Here is a 16,881-nt window from a genome sequence, read left to right on the forward strand (position 1 = left end):
CTAATTACTATGGAAGTCCTTGATATCCACTCTTTAGGAAAAGCAGTTCTTTGGACAACTTTTGCTATTACTTTTGCACTTGGTATGGTGATGCAAAAAACGGGTTTTTGCACCATGGGTGCCATCTCCGATGTTTTTATTATTTCCAGCTGGAATCGATTAAGGCAGTGGTTCCTAGCGATTGGAGTGGCCATTCTTGGTTTTACATTCTTGGCTCACTTAGGTTTGATTGATTCTTTGAAGACGATCTACACAAGCAATAAGTTTTTGTGGCTCTCAACGATTGTAGGAAGTATTTTATTTGGCATGGGTATGGTGCTTGCATCTGGCTGTGGTAGCAAGACCCTGGTGCGTATTGGCGGCGGCAATTTAAAGTCAGTGATTGTCTTTATGGTTTTGGGTTTAACTGCATACATGACTTTGCGAGGATTTTTAGGTGTTATTCGGATCAATACTTTAGACACTGTATTTATCACATTCGCTTCACCACAAGATTTGCCTAGCCTACTTTCAGCACCACTTGGCATGGCGAGAGCAAATTTGCATTTAGCGCTTGGCTTGATTATTGGAATTGCATTTATTGCGTATGCTTTAGCGGATAAAGCATTTAGAACTGCAGAAAATATTTTTGCTGGTATTTCGGTCGGTCTTGCCATTACTGCCGTTTGGTGGGTATCAGGCAGCCTTGGACACCTTGCCGAGGATCCAAATACGCTTGAGGAAGTATTTTTACTCACTAATTCCGGGAAGATGGAGAGTCTTTCATTTGTTGCACCATATGCTTATTCTTTGGATTGGTTAATGATGTATAGCGATACCTCTAAAGTACTTACGATTGGCATTGTTGCGGTTGTCGGGATGATTTTGGGATCTGCAGTCGTTGCAGTCATGACTAAATCTTTTCGCTGGGAATCATTTCATAATTCAGAAGATACGGCTAATCATTTGGTTGGAGCAGCCCTGATGGGCTTTGGTGGTGTCACTGCGTTAGGATGTACAGTGGGTCAAGGTTTAAGTGGCATATCTACTCTAGCCCTAGGTTCTTTATTGGCGTTACCAGGATTTATTTTTGGTGGTTATTTAGGTGTACGCTATCTACAGATGCGTTTAGCACCCAATCCTTGCAGTTAACGACAAAGAGACTGGAAAACAAGTAATGCAAATCGACTGGCTTTCGTTTACACCCATTCCATCCTTACTTGGTGGAATGATGCTAGGTGTAGCAGCGGCGCTTTATGTAGTACTTCATGGCCGAATCTTAGGAATCAGCGGTATTGTTTCTGGCTTGATCCATCCCAAAGCAGGGGACATCACGTGGCGGCTTAGCTTAGTGCTTGGATTATTGTCTGCCCCTTTTTTGGCGGCCTTAATTTTTGATATTCGCCCCATTATTCAGATTGATACAGAGTGGCTTGGAATCATAACAGCCGGTTTACTGGTTGGCTTTGGCGTTCAATATGGCTCAGGTTGTACTAGTGGTCATGGTATTTGTGGTTTATCCAGACTGTCACCACGTTCTTTGGTTGCAACTCTGACGTTTATGGGCGCAGGCTTTATAACAGTGTTCGTTTTGCGTCATTTGATCGGAGCCTGAGATGAGAAAACATTTTGGACTCGTTAGCCAGTACGCAGTTGGTGTCTTATTTGGCTGGGGATTAATTATTTCCGGGATGAGCAATCCCAAAAAGGTCTTAGGCTTTCTTGATCTCGCTGGATCTTGGGATCCTTCTCTGATATTTGTGATGGTTGGCGCAATCCTGGTTGGTTTAGGTGGCTTTTATGTTGTAAGCAAAAGAAGTGAAGCCTTTTTCGGGGGTGCTTTGCATGTTCCTACTAGGCGTGATATCACTAAGCCATTAGTTATTGGCAGCTTTGTTTTTGGTATTGGCTGGGGAATAGCAGGTATTTGTCCTGGACCAGCTATTGTTGCCTTGGGCGCTGGCTATTTAAAGGCTTTTGTATTTATCGTGGCGATGCTGGTGGGAATGAAAGTATGTGAGCGATTCTTTAGTGCCCATAAGCAGAAACCAAAACAAGCATAATTTAGAATCAAATGAAATTTATCAAAAATTTATTTAAAACAGAGGGTGTGATGAGTCTTCCAATTTCTTGCCATAATGCACAATTCGGTACTCTTGGCCAAATCGAGCCAATTCATTTAGCAGAGATTGCTAAACAAGGCTATAAAAGTGTCATTAATAATCGTCCAGACGGTGAGGGTGGCCCTGATCAACCAAAGAATGCTGATATACAGGCTGAAGCAGAAAAGCTAGGCTTAAATTACGCATACTTGCCGGTAGTCTCTGGCGCTATTACGCCTGAGCAAGTAATTGAGATGGCGCGTTTATTAGCAACAATGCCCGAACCAGTGCTGGCATTCTGCCGCTCTGGAGCACGGTCAACTAATTTGTATCAACTTGCATTGCAAGTTAGATAAGTCCGCCACACATACTCTTCATGCGCATTGATATACCTTCGGAGCGCAAGCTCGTTCATGAGATGATCACCCCCATTCGTTGGGGTGATATGGATGCATATGGCCATGTTAATAATACGATTTACTTTCGTTATATGGAGCAGGCGCGAGTAGAGTGGATTACTTCCTTGGGCTATCAAGTAGCTCCTGGCAGAAATTCTATGTTGATGATGAACGGTTTTTGTAACTTCTACAAACAGCTTTCTTATCCTGGAGAGCTCATTCTCAAAACTTCCATTGGCGCTATCGGGCGAACTAGTATGGATGTCTACACCAGTATGGCCTTGACGACTCACCCAGAGACCGAAGCAGCTATTGGAGGTGCAACTATGGTCTGGGTAGATCTGACTACCAATAAGTCCGCGCCTTGGCCAGACGATATCTTGCAGAAGTTACGCTAGTCTGGCAGCATGCAACCTAGTAATCCCCATATTCTTAAATTAGATCAATTTCTTACAGAGTTAAATCAGTTTGATCTTGTGATTGATGTGAGATCACCGGCAGAATTTGCGTTAGACCATATTCCTGGAGCGGTAAATTATCCCGTTCTGAGCAATGAAGAGCGCATCCAAATCGGTACCTTGTATAAACAACTCTCACCGTTTGCCGCTAAAAAACTGGGTGCCGCATTGGTCTCTCGCAATATTGCCAATCATCTGGAAAATCACTTACTAGACTTGCCACGTGAATGGCGCCCATTAATTTATTGCTGGCGCGGCGGCGAGAGAAGTGGCGCCTTTACCCATATTCTCAATCGGATAGGTTGGAAGGCTAAACAGCTCGAAGGTGGCTATCAAGGTTTTAGGCGGACAGTGATTGATGGTCTGGAAGAAGCTGCTAAGCAATATACATTTTTGGTTGTATGTGGAATGACGGGTAGCGGTAAGACGAGAATTCTGCAAGAGGCTCAGAAGCTAGGCGCGCAAGTCTTGGATCTTGAGGCTCTGGCAATTCATCGGGGATCAGTGCTGGGTAATGAGCCCAATATTGAGCAGCCCTCACAAAAAGGCTTTGAAACAAAGCTATGGAATGCCTTCCGTACTTTAGATCCTAGCAAGACTGTATTAGTTGAGTCTGAAAGCAAGAAGGTTGGGGGTGTACATATCCCCGACGCATTGATGGAAAAAATTCGCAATGGCGCCTGCATTGAGCTGAGGTCTAGTACTCAGACGCGGGTATCTTGGTTGATTCGTGAGTACCATCATTTCTTGAGTGATACTAATAACTTCAAAGCCAAGTTAGCATTGCTGACAGCTCATTATGGAAAAGTGCAAATCGCCAAGTGGAATGAGGCAATTGATGCAGGTAATTTCCCAGAATTGGTTGAGGAGTTACTGGTAAAGCACTATGACCCATCTTATCAATCCTCAATCGTGCGTAATTTTCCTCAATACAACATTGAGAATTATGTGCAACTCGAGAGTGATAGTGATGAGGCCTTCGCCAATGCAGCAAAGGCCATCGTAGCAAAACTGAAGACTAGCTAAAAGCCTGAAGACCAGTTTGCGCGCGACCTAGAATCAATGCATGTATGTCATGAGTACCTTCGTAGGTATTCACCACTTCCAAGTTCATCATGTGACGAGCCACACCATATTCATCAGAGATGCCATTGCCGCCGTGCATATCACGTGCCATACGCGCTATGTCCAAAGACTTGCCACAAGAGTTGCGTTTCATAATGGATGTAATTTCTGGGGCGGCGATACCTTCATCCTTCATGCGACCTAAACGCAAGCAGCCTTGTAAACCTAGTGCAATTTCAGTTTGCATATCAGCCAATTTCTTTTGAATCAGCTGATTGGCAGCCAAAGGCTTGCCAAACTGTTTGCGATCTAAGGTGTACTGACGGGCAGCATGCCAGCACCACTCAGCAGCACCTAATGCACCCCAAGAAATACCGTAGCGAGCCGAATTTAAGCAAGTAAAGGGGCCTTTGAGGCCAGTCACTTCTGGGAATTCATTTTCATCCGGTACAAATACTTCATCCATCACGATTTCACCGGTGATAGAAGCGCGTAGACCTAACTTACCGCTGATCTTGGGAGCGCTTAATCCTTTCATCCCTTTTTCAAGGATGTAGCCGCGAATGATGCCTTCATCATTTTTTGCCCACACTACAAATACATCGGCTATAGGTGCGTTAGAGATCCACATCTTTGAGCCAGTTAAAGAAAAGCCGCCAGGAACTTTCTTAGCGCGTGTGATCATCCCGCCAGCATCAGAGCCATAGTTGGGTTCAGTTAATCCAAAGCAACCGATCCACTCACCACTGGCTAACTTAGGGAGATACTTTTGTTTTTGGGCTTCAGTACCAAAATCATTAATTGGCACCATGACTAATGAGGATTGCACGCTCATCATAGATCGATAGCCTGAATCCACGCGCTCGATTTCGCGTGCAATGAGTCCGTAGGAAACGTAATTTAAATTAGAGCCGCCATATTGTTCTGGAATGGTGACGCCTAATAAGCCAAGCTCACCCATTTCACGAAAGATCGCTGGATCGGTAGTCTCATTTCGGTAAGCCTCTTGAACACGGGGCATTAAGCGGCCTTGGGCGTATTCGGCGGCAGCATCCCGAACCATCCGTTCTTCCTCGCTCAGCTGGGTATCTAGGAGGAGGGGGTCTGCCCAATTGAAGCTGGCTTTGCTCATAGTTTTAGTCATCCTGTCGTTTGATTTTTCTGCTTCCTGCGTATTTCCAGGAATACGGATATTCTTCATCCTATTATCCATTTTTTCCCGGTATATGGACTCCCCTAGACGTCACCATCGCTATTACGACCTCATTTTGGCTGCCTTTGTGGTGGTTCTTTTGTGCTCGAACTTTATTGGCGCCGGGAAAGCCGCAGTAGTGACCTTGCCGTATTTCGGGACCGTGCCATTTGGCGGGGGTATTCTGTTCTTTCCGATCTCCTATTTCTTCGGGGATATCCTGACCGAAGTCTATGGCTACGCCTATGACCGACGTGCCGTTTGGGCTGGCTTTGCTGCTTTAGTATTTGCAGCCATCATGGCGCAGATCGTGATTGCTTTGCCTGTGGCTCCTGGTGAGTACATGGCAAATTACCAGCAGGGTTTGGAAACCGTCTTTGGGAATTCCTGGCGTATTGCCTTGGCTTCAATGTTTTCGTTTTGGTGTGGTAGTTTCACCAATAGTTTTGTATTGGCCAAGATGAAAATTTGGACGCAAGGACGCTTCTTGTGGATGCGTACTATTGGCTCTACTGCGGTTGGTGAGCTAGTAGACTCCTCGTTTTTTTACTTGCTTGCTTTTTATGGCATCTGGCCAACCGATGAGGTCATACAGGTCGCTCTAGCGCAATATGCCCTCAAGACCGCTTGGGAGGTCTTGGCAACCCCATTAACCTATTGGGTGGTGAATTTCCTCAAGCGCAAAGAAAACGAGGATTACTTCGATATTCATACGAATTTCACCCCATTTCGGGTCAAAGTTTGATCCCGGGGCTATTTAAGCCTTTCCTGGCTTGAAAACGTTAAAATAACGGTCTTTGCCCCTGTGAATTGGGGGCACCCCTTGAATTGAATTTCAGAAAGCTAGAAAACATCCGTGCTGTCAGCATCTAATATCACCATGCAGTTTGGGGCAAAGCCTCTGTTTGAAAATATTTCCGTCAAGTTTGGTGGCGGTAATCGTTATGGCCTGATTGGCGCAAACGGTTGCGGTAAATCTACCTTTATGAAAATCCTTGGCGGCGAATTAGAGCCTACCAGCGGAAATATCAGTCTAGATCCTGGTATTCGTTTGGGTAAATTACGTCAAGATCAGTTCGCTTACGAAGATGTCCGCGTACTCGATGTGGTGATGATGGGTCATGAAGAAATGTGGAAAGCTGCCGCTGAACGCGATGCTATCTATGCAAACCCTGAAGCAACCGATGAAGATTACATGAAGGCTGCTGAGCTTGAAGGTAAGTACGCTGAGTACGGCGGCTATACAGCAGAAGCAAAAGCAGGGGAGTTATTGCTAGGTATTGGTATTCCTATTGAGCAACACAATGGCCCCATGAGCAATGTTGCTCCCGGTTGGAAGTTGCGCGTATTGCTAGCGCAGGCTTTGTTTTCTGATCCAGATGTTCTATTGCTAGATGAGCCGACAAATAACTTGGATATTCACTCGATTCATTGGCTAGAAGATATCCTCAATCAAATTAAGAGCACCATCGTCATCATTTCCCATGATCGTCACTTCCTCAATGAAGTTTGTACGCATATGGCCGATATGGACTATGGAACGCTGAAGGTTTATCCAGGGAACTACGATTCCTACATGTTGGCATCTGTGCAGGCGCGCACACAACAACTCAGTAATAACGTAAAAGCGAAAGAAAAAATTGCCGAATTAGCGGCCTTTGTGGCCCGCTTCTCTGCAAATGCTTCTAAGGCACGTCAAGCGACCTCTCGTCAGAAGCAATTGGAAAAAATTGAGATTGTGGAAGTAAAGCCTTCCTCACGTCAAAACCCATTCATTCGTTTTGAGGCTGAGAAAAAACTGCACAACATGGCTGTGGAGTGCAATGCACTGACTAAGGCGTATGACCGCGTTATTTTTAAGAACTTTAAGTTGGGTGTACGGGCTGGTGAAAAAATTGCCATCATTGGTCAAAATGGTGCAGGTAAGACAACTCTTCTCAAAACGATTTTGAGCAAACGTTTTGAAGGTATTGCTGCTGATAGCGGCGACGTGAAATGGGCGGAGAATGCCAACGTAGGCGTGATGCCGCAAGACAATACTGAAATGTTCGCTAAAGACGAGCTCTTGATGGATTGGATGAATAACTGGCGCAACACTGGTGACGATGATCAGGTGATTCGAGGCACCTTAGGTCGTCTTTTATTCTCTGGCGATGATATTGGTAAGTCAGTAAAGGTTCTCTCTGGTGGTGAAAAGGGTCGCATGATTTGGGGTAAGTTAATGCTCCAAAAATACAATGTCCTGGCAATGGATGAGCCAACCAATCACATGGATATGGAATCCATTGAGAGCTTGCAAATTGCCTTAGAGAAATTTGATGGCACTCTGATATTTGTTTCGCATGATCGCGAGTTTGTGTCTGCCTTGGCTAACCGTATCTTGGAAGTCAAGATGGATGGCACTGTAGTGGACTACTCTGGTACCTATGAGGAATACTTACGCAGTCAAGAATTGGCTGGATAACACTAGCAAGGTAGGTTGTTGGTAAAAAATAAGCCCATCTAATGGGCTTATTTTTCTTTTGCTTGTCTCTGAAACCGCGTTGCTGTGCCTTCTGCTCTAATCCGCTTCCAGACGGAGGCTTTTTCTTCATCTGAGAAGAACACCCAATTACTGACTTCGCTGAGAGTGCGCCCGCATCCTTGACAGATTTCGTCATATAAGGTGGTGCAGACGCCAATACAGGGGGAATCGGATTCATCATCCCCTGTTGAGAGGGAATGGGATCCATCTTGATTGGATCGTGTTTTGTTACTTCCTGAATTCATGGACGTACTTTAGTCGATTTCAGCGGACTATGCTCGGCGAGCTCATCTACATAAGCGCCGATACCTTGATGTTCACGTTCTAAGAAATGCCCAACTGCCTTGGCGAACTGAGGATCTTGAATGAAATGGGCTGATTGAATGGTAGTTGGTAAAAAGCCCCTTGCCATCTTGTGTTCTCCTTGGGCGCCACCTTCAAACGTTTGAATGCCCTGGGCAATGCAGTATTCGATCGCTTGGTAGTACGCTGTCTCAAAATGTAAGCAGGGGATATGCTCAATGGCGCCCCAGTATCTTCCGTAGGCTTTTGATTGCGCTTTATCCACCACAATGAGCGATGCTGCAATCGGTTTTTGATCACGCTCTGCAATAATGAGGTGAAGGCTTTCCGGCATCTGTTTGGCCCACAACTTAAAAAATGTTTTATTGAGGTAGGGTGATGACTGATGCTCTAGGTAGGTGTTTTGGTAGCAGTCAAAAAAGAATTCCCAATCTTGCTCGCTGGACTCTTTTCCTGGGATGTGCCGAAATGAAATTGCTTCCTTGTCTACCTGTTGTCGTTCACGCCGAATATTTTTGCGACGCTTCATCGTGAGGACGGATAGAAATTGCTCAAAAGTGGCAAAGTTTTGGTTGTGCCAGTGAAACTGCACGGAGTCACGCAATAAAAATCCTTGCTGTTTGAGTATTTCTGCTTCGCTGGCCTGGGGAAAAAGAAAGTGAGCCGAGGAAAGATGATTGTCAGTTAACAGGGACTTGATTGCCTTGATTAAGGTTATGCCAATCTCAAGGTGATCTAGTTCAGGCTTACACAAAATACGGGTACCTTGAACCGGGGTAAATGGAATGGCGCAAAGAACCTTGGGGTAGTACTGTAAACCCTGTTGCTCATAGGCTTGTGCCCATGACCAGTCAAAGACGAACTCACCGTAGGAATGCTGCTTTAAATACAGAGGTATAGCGCCCACGAGTTGATCAGCTTGTCTTAGGGAAAGGTGAGCTACTTGCCAGCCGGTGTTGCCGCCGACGCAACCCGTTTCTTCAAGCGCGCTGAGAAAAGCATGCTGTAAAAAGGGACCCGCATCGGTTGGTAGGAGAGTATTCCACTCGATCGCGGGAATATCGGCTAGACGCTCAACAATTTCAAGGCGATACTGCCCGGACTTGCTCACTATGAACGCTGTATCAGTTCTATCTTGTAACCATCAGGATCGGTGACAAAGGCAATGATCGTATCTCCACCTGCTACCGGGCCGGCTTCGCGTGTCACATTGCCGCCAGCAGCTTTAATCTTGTCGCATGCGGCATAAGCATCTGGGATGCCAATTGCAATATGACCATAGGCTGTCCCCAAATCATAGGAATGCACGCCATGGTTATAAGTCAGCTCAATTTCCGCTTGGCCGTCAGCATTGCCTCTGCCATACCCTACAAATACTAGTGAGTATTTTTGCTCTGGACGTTCGGTGGTGCGCAAAACATTCATACCCAATACCTTGGTATAAAAATCGACTGATCTTTGGAGGTCGCCAACGCGCAGCATAGTATGCAAAATCATCATGGTTTACATCGCTCCGTAGTTTGGACCACCACCGCCTTCGGGGGTGACCCACACGATATTTTGACTAGGATCTTTAATATCGCAGGTTTTGCAATGCACGCAGTTTTGAGAGTTGATCTGAAGACGTGGCTGGCCATCGGCCTCTACATACTCATAAACACCAGCAGGGCAGTAACGTTGCTCTGGTCCAGCATAGGTCTTGAGGTTGAGGCTTACCGGAATGGCGGCATCTTTAAGCGTTAGGTGAATCGGCTGATTCTCAGCATGATTGGTATTAGAAATAAATACCGATGACAGGCGGTCGAAGGTAAGCTTGCCATCTGGCTTGGGATAATCAATCGGTTTGTGTTGAGAGGCTGGCTCAAGGCACTCATGATCAGCATGCTTGAGATGTATGGTCCAAGGCATATTGCCGCCGAGAACTTTTTGTTCCAATCCCACCATGAGCGTACCAAGGTAGAGCCCTTTAGACATCCATGGCTTGAAATTGCGCGCTTGATTAAGTTCAGTATGCAGCCAACTATTTTGGAATGCGCTTGGATAACCCGCCAATACATCAGCAGAGCGATTATCGTTGAGGGCAGCAACGGCTGCTTCAGCAGCGAGCATGCCTGTCTTGATGGCTGCATGGCTGCCTTTAATGCGTGAGGCATTTAAGAAGCCCGCATCGCAACCAATTAGTGCGCCACCAGGGAAAACGGTTTTCGGCAGACTATTTAAGCCACCTGCTGTGAGTGCGCGAGCGCCATAGGCAATGCGTTTGCCGCCTTCAAAAGTTTCGCGAATCTTTGGATGCAATTTATAGCGTTGAAATTCTTCAAAGGGGGAGAGGTAAGGGTTCTTATAGGACAGGCCCACTACCAAACCCACAGCAACCTTGTTATCGCCTAGGTGATATAGAAACGAGCCACCATAGGTATCGCTCTCTAATGGCCAGCCTGCGGTATGTACTACTAGTCCAGGCTTGCTCTTAGATGGCTCTACCTCCCAAAGCTCTTTGATGCCAATACCATAGCTTTGCGGATCGGAGTCCTTGTCAAGTGCGAACCTGGCAATCAGTTGCTTGCCTAAATGCCCACGCGCACCTTCGGCAAAGAGGGTGTATTTACCACGCAGTTCCATACCCAGTTGAAATTGATCAGTTGGATTACCTTCTTTATCTAGCCCCATAGAGCCAGTAATCACGCCGCTAACAGCGCCTTGCTCGTTGTATAAAATTTCCGCTGCAGGAAATCCTGGGAAAATTTCTACGCCAAGCGCTTCAGCTTGCTCACCTAACCAGCGTGTCACATTAGCCAGGCTAACAATGTAATTGCCTTCATTCTGAAAGCAATGTGGCAAGAGCCAATTGGGAACTTGGTAAGACTTCTCTTCAGTTAAAAAGAGAAATTGATCTTGCGTTACTTCGGTATGTAGAGGGGCACCCAATTCTTTCCAGTTAGGAAAAAGCTCAGTGATTGCTTTGGGATCCATTACTGCGCCAGACAGAATATGAGCGCCGACTTCAGAGCCCTTTTCCAAGACGCAAACGCTAATGTCTTTCCCGGATTCATTGGCAAGTTGCTTGGCTTTAATTGCGGCTGACAGTCCAGCGGCCCCACCCCCAACAATGACCAGGTCATAGTCCATGGATTCCCTTGGTCCAAATTGTTCTAGCAGTTGCGCAGGATTCATGCAATTTCTCCGAGATTTCTTAAAAAATAGGGTATTTCAGTCCAGATAGTTTAGTTCTAACTGTTAAAAACCATTCCGGTGCCCAGACTCCCTAGACGCAAGGGCTTAAGGCGTTATGATTACTTTTTTACCCTTTTTGGCAATATTAGGACAAAAGTTATGAATAAAACCTACCCATCGGCAGTTGATGCCCTGCGGGACATCTTAAAAGACGGACAAAAGCTGGCTGTTGGCGGTTTTGGTCTTTGCGGAATTCCAGAGGCCCTCATTCAGGCGGTGAAGGATCTTGGTGCGCAAAATCTCACGGCAATTGCAAATAATGCTGGTGTTGATGGATTTGGCTTGGGCTTGCTCCTCAATTCCCGTCAAGTCAAAAAGATGGTTGCATCTTATGTTGGCGAAAACAAAGAGTTTGAGCGTCAGTATTTGGCGGGCGAGTTGGAATTGGAATTCACACCGCAAGGCACCTTGGCAGAAAAATTACGTGCTGGCGGTTGCGGCATTCCTGCCTTCTATACCAAAACCGGTGTGGGTACTTTAGTTGCTGAAGGTAAAGAAGAAAAAGAATTCGATGGTGAGAAATACATCATGGAGCGCTCGATCGTTTCAGATATCTCGCTTGTTAAAGCATGGAAGGCTGATAAGTCTGGCAATTTGGTCTATCGCTACACAGCTCGTAACTTCAATCCAGTAGTCGCCATGGCAGGCAAGATTACAGTGGCTGAAGTAGAAGAGATTGTTGAGAACGGCAAATTGCATCCGGATGAGATACACACTCCAGGCATCTATGTACACCGCTTAGTGCTGCACAAGACTCCAGAGAAGCGGATTGAGCAGCGCACTTTAACTGCAAAAGCCTAATTCATAGATTAGTAAGCAATAGAACAGAATATTTAGGAAGATCGATATGCCTTGGAATAGAGATGAAATGGCAGCACGTGCTGCTAAAGAATTAAAAGACGGTTACTACGTAAACCTGGGTATTGGTATGCCGACCTTGGTTGCCAATCATGTGCCAAAAGACATGGAGGTATGGTTGCAGTCTGAGAATGGCTTGCTGGGTATTGGACCATTTCCAACTGAAGATACGATCGATGCCGATTTGATCAATGCTGGCAAACAAACTATTACTACTTTGCCAGGCTCATCTATTTTCTCTTCAGCAGATTCATTTGGCATGATTCGTGGCGGCAAGATCAATATTGCGATTTTGGGTGCTATGCAAGTCAGTGAGCATGGTGACCTTGCTAACTGGATGATTCCAGGAAAAATGGTGAAGGGTATGGGCGGTGCGATGGACTTGGTTGCCGGCGTAAAACACGTCGTAGTACTCATGGAACACGTAGCCAAGAAAAAAGATGGTACTGAAGAGCTCAAAATTTTGCCAAAGTGCACTTTGCCCTTAACCGGCGTTGGCGTGATTAGTCAGATCATTACCGATCTGTGCGTGTTGGACATCACCCCCAAGGGTTTGAAGTTGGTAGAGCTAGCTCCTGGCGTAAGCAAAGAAGAGGTGATTGCTAAAACGGGTGCCCCTGTTGATACAACGGGTTTCTAAACAGCGTCATCATTTAGTGGAATAATGGGTTCACCATGTCGGGATCCCATCATTTCCATTCCAAATCAGCAAAGCCTCAGAGTCAATCTGGGGTAGATCCTTCTCTGCATGCCCATAAAAAAGGCGATGCTAAACATTCGCACAGCAAAGAAGTCTCCAATCAAAATTTACTGCTGATTGCTTTGGTATTAACTCTGGGATTTTCTGGGGTTGAAGGCGCGGCAGCGTATTTTGCAAATTCCTTAGCGTTGATTTCGGATGCAGGGCATATGGTGACCGATGCTGCAGCGCTAGGCTTGGCTTTATTAGCGCAAATTATTTCTCGCCGTCCGCCATCGCCAAAACATTCATTTGGATTTGGTAGGGCGGAAGCACTCGCTGCATTTGTAAACAGTATCGTGATGCTCGCGCTTGTTGTCTGGATTGTGATTGAGGCGGTAAGCCGTTTCTATGATCCACATAAAGTAGATGGTTTGACCGTTACGGTTGTCGCTGCTATTGGTTTGCTGATGAATATCGTGGTGGCTTGGGTTCTGTCACGCGACAAAAAGAGCGTGAATACTCGCGCAGCTTTGGTTCATGTCATGGGCGATCTATTGGGATCAGTTGCTGCCCTCGTGGCCGGTCTGGTGATTCAGCTGACAGGCTGGATGCCTATCGATGCCATTCTCTCTATCTTGGTATCCCTACTCATCCTGAAATCCACCATTTCGATTCTGCATGAGTCTTATCACTTCCTCATGGAGGGTGTGCCACTGCATATTGACTATCTAGAGGTGGGAAAAGATCTTAAGGCGGTGCCTGGCGTTCTTGCGGTTCATGACTTGCATGTGTGGGAGATGACGCCTAGCTTTCCGGCTTTGATTGGTCATATTGAGATTGCCAACATTCAAGAGTGGCCAGCCATCATGCAGAGAATCAATCAAATGTTGCTGGATAAGCATGGAATTGATCACGTGACCTTGCAGCCAGAAGAGGTGCGCAATGTGATCGATTGCATCGAAGATGCACATGAACATGAACATGAGCACGATCATGCCACCCATGAAGTGCGCAACACAGCACAGGCTAACCATGTATTTCATGATGGGGCTACTTTTTATGTGAAATGCTCGAGCGGTGAATCTGAGCATCGCATGGCTTATCACGCATGGGGTGATCCCAATAACTCAAAAGTTTTGCTTTGTGTTCATGGCCTTACTCGCCGTGGTAGTGATTTCAAAACACTTGCGCAAGCCATGTGCAAAGACTATTACGTGGTGTGTCCTGATGTTGTTGGTAGGGGCGATTCGGATCGCTTAGCGAACCCCATGCAATATGCTGTACCTCAATACGTCTCTGATATTGCTACTCTCATTACACAACTGGGTGTTTCTCAGGTTGATTGGGTGGGAACATCTATGGGTGGCTTAATTGGCATGGTGTATGCAGCAATGCCGAATTCTCCAATTCGCAGAATGCTGATTAATGATGTTGGCCCCAGGATTGAACCGGAAGCATTAAAGCGTTTAGGTTCTTACGTAGGTCAGCCATTTGTATTTCAGAATCGTGCTGATGCGCTTGAGCGCCTTAATCAAATTTGCGCCACCTTTGGTGAACATACACCAGAAGAGTGGGAAATTTATAACGGACCCATGTTGGTACAGCGTGATGGTAAGTGGATCATGCACTATGACCCAAATATCGCTGTGCCATTTGCTTCAGTCAATCCGATAATGGCTAAGGCTGGTGAGATGGCGATGTGGCATGCATTTAAGCAAATCCATATTCCGATGTTGATTGTGCGCGGTGGAGATTCCGATCTTCTGTCAGCGGCAACCGTTGCAGAAATGTGCAAAGTCAATCCTTATGCCCGCAGCATTGAAATTCCAAATGTGGGTCATGCACCTGCATTTGTAAAGCCAGAGCAAATTGCTTTAGTCAAAGAATTCTTCGGGTAATCTTTGCCTATGGCAAATACGCCTCAAACTGAAAAGTCAGCTGTATTCCAAGATGCTTGGTTCGGCGAGCCTGCCGAATCGCATGCTTTAGGTGTTAGCCGTATCCTGGAGTCGCTCAATTTGGATGAGGCCACCTTGGTAGCGGCCAATCACATTGCTCGAACCCATGGCAAAGAAGCGCTTACCAAAATGATTGGTGAGGAATCGGCCAAACTCTTGATCGGTTATCGAGGTCTGCGCCAAGCGCAAGCAAAGTTGGTGCGCGATGATGGCGGTCTGAGCGTTTCTGGTCAGGAAGAGATGTTACGCAAAATGCTCTTAGCATTTGGCGATGATTTACGGGTAGTGCTGATTTATCTAGCGTCGCGTTTGCAGACGCTGCGCTGGATAACGCAGGAAAAAATCGAGATGCCGGCTGCATGGGCGCAAGAGATTCTCAATATTGATGCCTCATTAGCTAACCGCCTCGGAATTTGGCAGATGAAATGGGAGATGGAAGATTTAGCCTTTCGTGCTTTATCGCCAGAGACCTATCGAGATATTGCCAAGATGCTCGATGCAAAACGGATTGAGCGCCAAGAATTTATTGAACAGGTGGTACAGCAGCTACAAGCAGAACTCAAGGCGGCCCAAATTGATGGGGAGGTATTGGGAAGGCCGAAGCATATTTACAGTATCTGGAAAAAAATGCAAGGCAAGTCTTTAGACTTTGCCAATCTGTATGACGTGAGGGCGTTTCGAGTATTGGTTGAGGATGTTAAAGCTTGCTATGCTGTATTAGGGATTGTGCATAACGTTTGGCAGCCCGTTCCACGCGAGTTCGATGACTACATAGCACGACCTAAACCCAACGGTTATCAATCACTACATACTGTTGTGATGAATGAAGATGGTACTGCCTTTGAAATTCAGGTACGTACACATCAGATGCACCAACAAGCTGAGTTTGGTTTGGCGGCTCACTGGCGTTACAAAGAGGGTGCTTATATCGGTATGGCGACGCCGCCAAAATCCAATAAACCCAGCATTGCCCACCAGCAAGGCACTCACAGCGCTGAGGTTGCTTATGAGCGACAAATTGCCTGGGCTCGGCAGCTCATCTCTTGGAAGGAAGATGCATGGGATCAACTCAAGCATCACGAGATCGACGACCATATTTATGTTTTAACTCCTCTGGGCAAAGTGATTTCCTTGGAGAAGGGCTCAACACCAATTGATTTTGCCTATGCCGTGCATACCAATCTTGGACATCGTTGTCGTGGCGCACGGGTGGATGGTGCGATGGTGCCTTTAGAGACCGCCTTGCAAAATGGGCAAACTGTAGAGGTGATTGCCGTAAAGCATGGTGGCCCATCGCGCGATTGGATTAGTCCCGATAAACACTATGTGCGCTCTCAACGTGCACGCCAAAGAGTGCGGGCTTGGTTCAACGCTTTGGATGATGATGAGACCGGTCAGGGCGCTAAAACGATAGAGGCCAAATCTGACCCCCAGGCTGAAGTTAAAACTACGCCAGCAACACCAGAGATTGTTCTGCGCAATAGCAGTCGTAAATCAGGTCAGGGAGGTGACGTCTTAGTGGTGGGCGTTGATTCTTTGTTGACCCAGTTGGCGCGTTGCTGCCGGCCAGTGCCGCCAGATGCGATTGCAGGATTTGTGACGCAAGGGCGGGGTGTGTCCATTCATCGGCGGTCCTGCAAGACCTTTCGAGGTCTTTTAGAGAGGGCACCCGAGCGGGTGATACAGACTGCTTGGACCTCATCGGCTGCTAGCCCTGCAGAAAGCGCTGAGCAAAAGCGGGTGTTTCCAGCCGATTTGGTGGTTTCTGGGCTAGACCGCCCGGAGCTAATGCGAGAGTTATTTGAAATCCTGACCCGACAGGGCGTGCATGTCATTGATTTACGTAAATCTGCCAAAAAGGGGCTAGCGCAGATCCTTTTAACGGTTGAGGTAAAGGATTCTGAAGTCTTGCGCCTTGTCCAAAATAGCCTAGAAGAGGTCAAAGGGGTCACCCAAGTGCGTCGCCGGTGATAAACTCTATGGCTGTATAGGCTCGTAGCTCAGCTGGTTAGAGCACCACCTTGACATGGTGGGGGTCGTTGGTTCGAGTCCAATCGAGCCTACCAACGAATAATGACCCAAGATGCGCGGTTGGCCACAAGCTACCGCGCTTTCTTTTTAGGTCGAT

17 protein-coding genes and 1 tRNA gene are annotated in these 16,881 nt (G+C 46.6%); 13 read left to right on the forward strand and 5 right to left on the reverse strand.

The features are described 5' to 3' along the window. Positions 1–9: 9 nt before the first annotated feature. The 6 genes from ICN24_RS05420 to mnmH all read left to right on the forward strand — a co-directional run bounded on the left by ICN24_RS05420 (position 10) and on the right by mnmH (position 3,963). Positions 10–1,131, forward strand: a complete 1,122-nt coding sequence (locus ICN24_RS05420; RefSeq protein ID WP_011902654.1) for a YeeE/YedE family protein — start codon at positions 10–12, stop codon at positions 1,129–1,131. A gap of 25 nt (positions 1,132–1,156) precedes the next feature. Continuing rightward, positions 1,157–1,594 carry a YeeE/YedE family protein gene (locus tag ICN24_RS05425; RefSeq protein WP_011902655.1) on the forward strand — a complete coding sequence of 146 codons (438 nt, stop codon included), beginning with the start codon at positions 1,157–1,159 and terminating at the stop codon, positions 1,592–1,594. Between the two features lies 1 nt (position 1,595). Continuing rightward, positions 1,596–2,042 (forward strand): YeeE/YedE family protein, encoded by a 447-nt coding sequence (locus tag ICN24_RS05430; protein ID WP_216221883.1) that lies wholly within the window; start codon positions 1,596–1,598, stop codon positions 2,040–2,042. 11 nt (positions 2,043–2,053) lie between these two features. Beyond that, positions 2,054–2,437: a TIGR01244 family sulfur transferase gene (locus ICN24_RS05435; RefSeq protein WP_011902657.1), complete on the forward strand. Its 384-nt coding sequence runs from the start codon at positions 2,054–2,056 to the stop codon at positions 2,435–2,437. A 62-nt stretch (positions 2,438–2,499) separates the two neighbouring features. Continuing rightward, complete coding sequence (locus tag ICN24_RS05440) at positions 2,500–2,877, forward strand: thioesterase family protein (RefSeq protein WP_255532573.1); 378 nt, start codon at positions 2,500–2,502, stop codon at positions 2,875–2,877. Between the two features lie 9 nt (positions 2,878–2,886). Beyond that, entirely contained in the window at positions 2,887–3,963 is a 1,077-nt protein-coding gene (mnmH, locus tag ICN24_RS05445; protein WP_216221885.1) for a tRNA 2-selenouridine(34) synthase MnmH, read from the forward strand. On the opposite strand, the gene ICN24_RS05450 is transcribed toward mnmH, so the two are convergent. Continuing rightward, positions 3,956–5,134, reverse strand: a complete 1,179-nt coding sequence (locus ICN24_RS05450) for an acyl-CoA dehydrogenase (protein WP_216222249.1) — start codon at positions 5,132–5,134, stop codon at positions 3,956–3,958. The two genes, mnmH and ICN24_RS05450, sit on opposite strands and share 8 nt — an antisense overlap. A gap of 94 nt (positions 5,135–5,228) precedes the next feature. Here ICN24_RS05450 and ICN24_RS05455 point away from each other — a divergent pair, with 94 nt between their 5' ends. Both ICN24_RS05455 and ICN24_RS05460 read left to right on the forward strand, forming a co-directional pair. Next, positions 5,229–5,939, forward strand: coding sequence for a queuosine precursor transporter (locus ICN24_RS05455; protein ID WP_216221886.1), 711 nt, complete (start codon positions 5,229–5,231; stop codon positions 5,937–5,939). A 111-nt stretch (positions 5,940–6,050) separates the two neighbouring features. Beyond that, on the forward strand, positions 6,051–7,658 hold the full coding sequence (locus ICN24_RS05460) for an ABC-F family ATPase (protein ID WP_216221887.1): 1,608 nt from the start codon (positions 6,051–6,053) through the stop codon (positions 7,656–7,658). A gap of 47 nt (positions 7,659–7,705) precedes the next feature. Here ICN24_RS05460 and ICN24_RS05465 read toward each other — a convergent pair whose 3' ends face one another. From ICN24_RS05465 to ICN24_RS05480, 4 genes are read right to left on the reverse strand one after another with little or no spacing between them, the layout of a single operon-like run. Then, positions 7,706–7,963: a DUF1289 domain-containing protein gene (locus ICN24_RS05465; protein ID WP_216221888.1), complete on the reverse strand. Its 258-nt coding sequence runs from the start codon at positions 7,961–7,963 to the stop codon at positions 7,706–7,708. Further along, positions 7,960–9,132, reverse strand: a complete 1,173-nt coding sequence (locus ICN24_RS05470; protein ID WP_216221890.1) for a GNAT family N-acetyltransferase — start codon at positions 9,130–9,132, stop codon at positions 7,960–7,962. Before ICN24_RS05470 ends, ICN24_RS05465 begins: the two co-directional genes overlap by 4 nt. Continuing rightward, positions 9,132–9,521, reverse strand: a complete 390-nt coding sequence (gloA, locus tag ICN24_RS05475) for a lactoylglutathione lyase (protein ID WP_216221892.1) — start codon at positions 9,519–9,521, stop codon at positions 9,132–9,134. Before gloA ends, ICN24_RS05470 begins: the two co-directional genes overlap by 1 nt. Before the next feature lie 3 nt (positions 9,522–9,524). Beyond that, the gene (locus ICN24_RS05480; protein WP_216221894.1) at positions 9,525–11,195 is read right to left on the reverse strand and encodes an electron transfer flavoprotein-ubiquinone oxidoreductase; all 1,671 of its coding nucleotides are present in this window, start codon (positions 11,193–11,195) and stop codon (positions 9,525–9,527) included. A 159-nt stretch (positions 11,196–11,354) separates the two neighbouring features. On the opposite strand from ICN24_RS05480, the gene ICN24_RS05485 reads away from it, so the two are divergent. The 5 genes from ICN24_RS05485 (at position 11,355) to ICN24_RS05505 (ending at position 16,819) form a co-directional block, all read left to right on the forward strand. After that, on the forward strand, positions 11,355–12,056 hold the full coding sequence (locus tag ICN24_RS05485) for a CoA transferase subunit A (protein WP_216221896.1): 702 nt from the start codon (positions 11,355–11,357) through the stop codon (positions 12,054–12,056). A gap of 46 nt (positions 12,057–12,102) precedes the next feature. Continuing rightward, positions 12,103–12,753: a CoA transferase subunit B gene (locus ICN24_RS05490; RefSeq protein WP_216221898.1), complete on the forward strand. Its 651-nt coding sequence runs from the start codon at positions 12,103–12,105 to the stop codon at positions 12,751–12,753. A gap of 35 nt (positions 12,754–12,788) precedes the next feature. Further along, entirely contained in the window at positions 12,789–14,693 is a 1,905-nt protein-coding gene (locus tag ICN24_RS10410; RefSeq protein WP_216221900.1) for an alpha/beta fold hydrolase, read from the forward strand. A gap of 9 nt (positions 14,694–14,702) precedes the next feature. Then, positions 14,703–16,724, forward strand: a complete 2,022-nt coding sequence (locus ICN24_RS05500; protein ID WP_216221901.1) for a bifunctional (p)ppGpp synthetase/guanosine-3',5'-bis(diphosphate) 3'-pyrophosphohydrolase — start codon at positions 14,703–14,705, stop codon at positions 16,722–16,724. 18 nt (positions 16,725–16,742) lie between these two features. After that, a tRNA-Val gene (locus ICN24_RS05505) sits at positions 16,743–16,819 on the forward strand. The last annotated feature ends 62 nt before the right edge of the window (positions 16,820–16,881 follow it).

Origin of the sequence: Polynucleobacter sp. UK-Kesae-W10 (assembly GCF_018881575.1) — a bacterium.
Classification (GTDB): Bacteria; Pseudomonadota; Gammaproteobacteria; order Burkholderiales; family Burkholderiaceae; genus Polynucleobacter.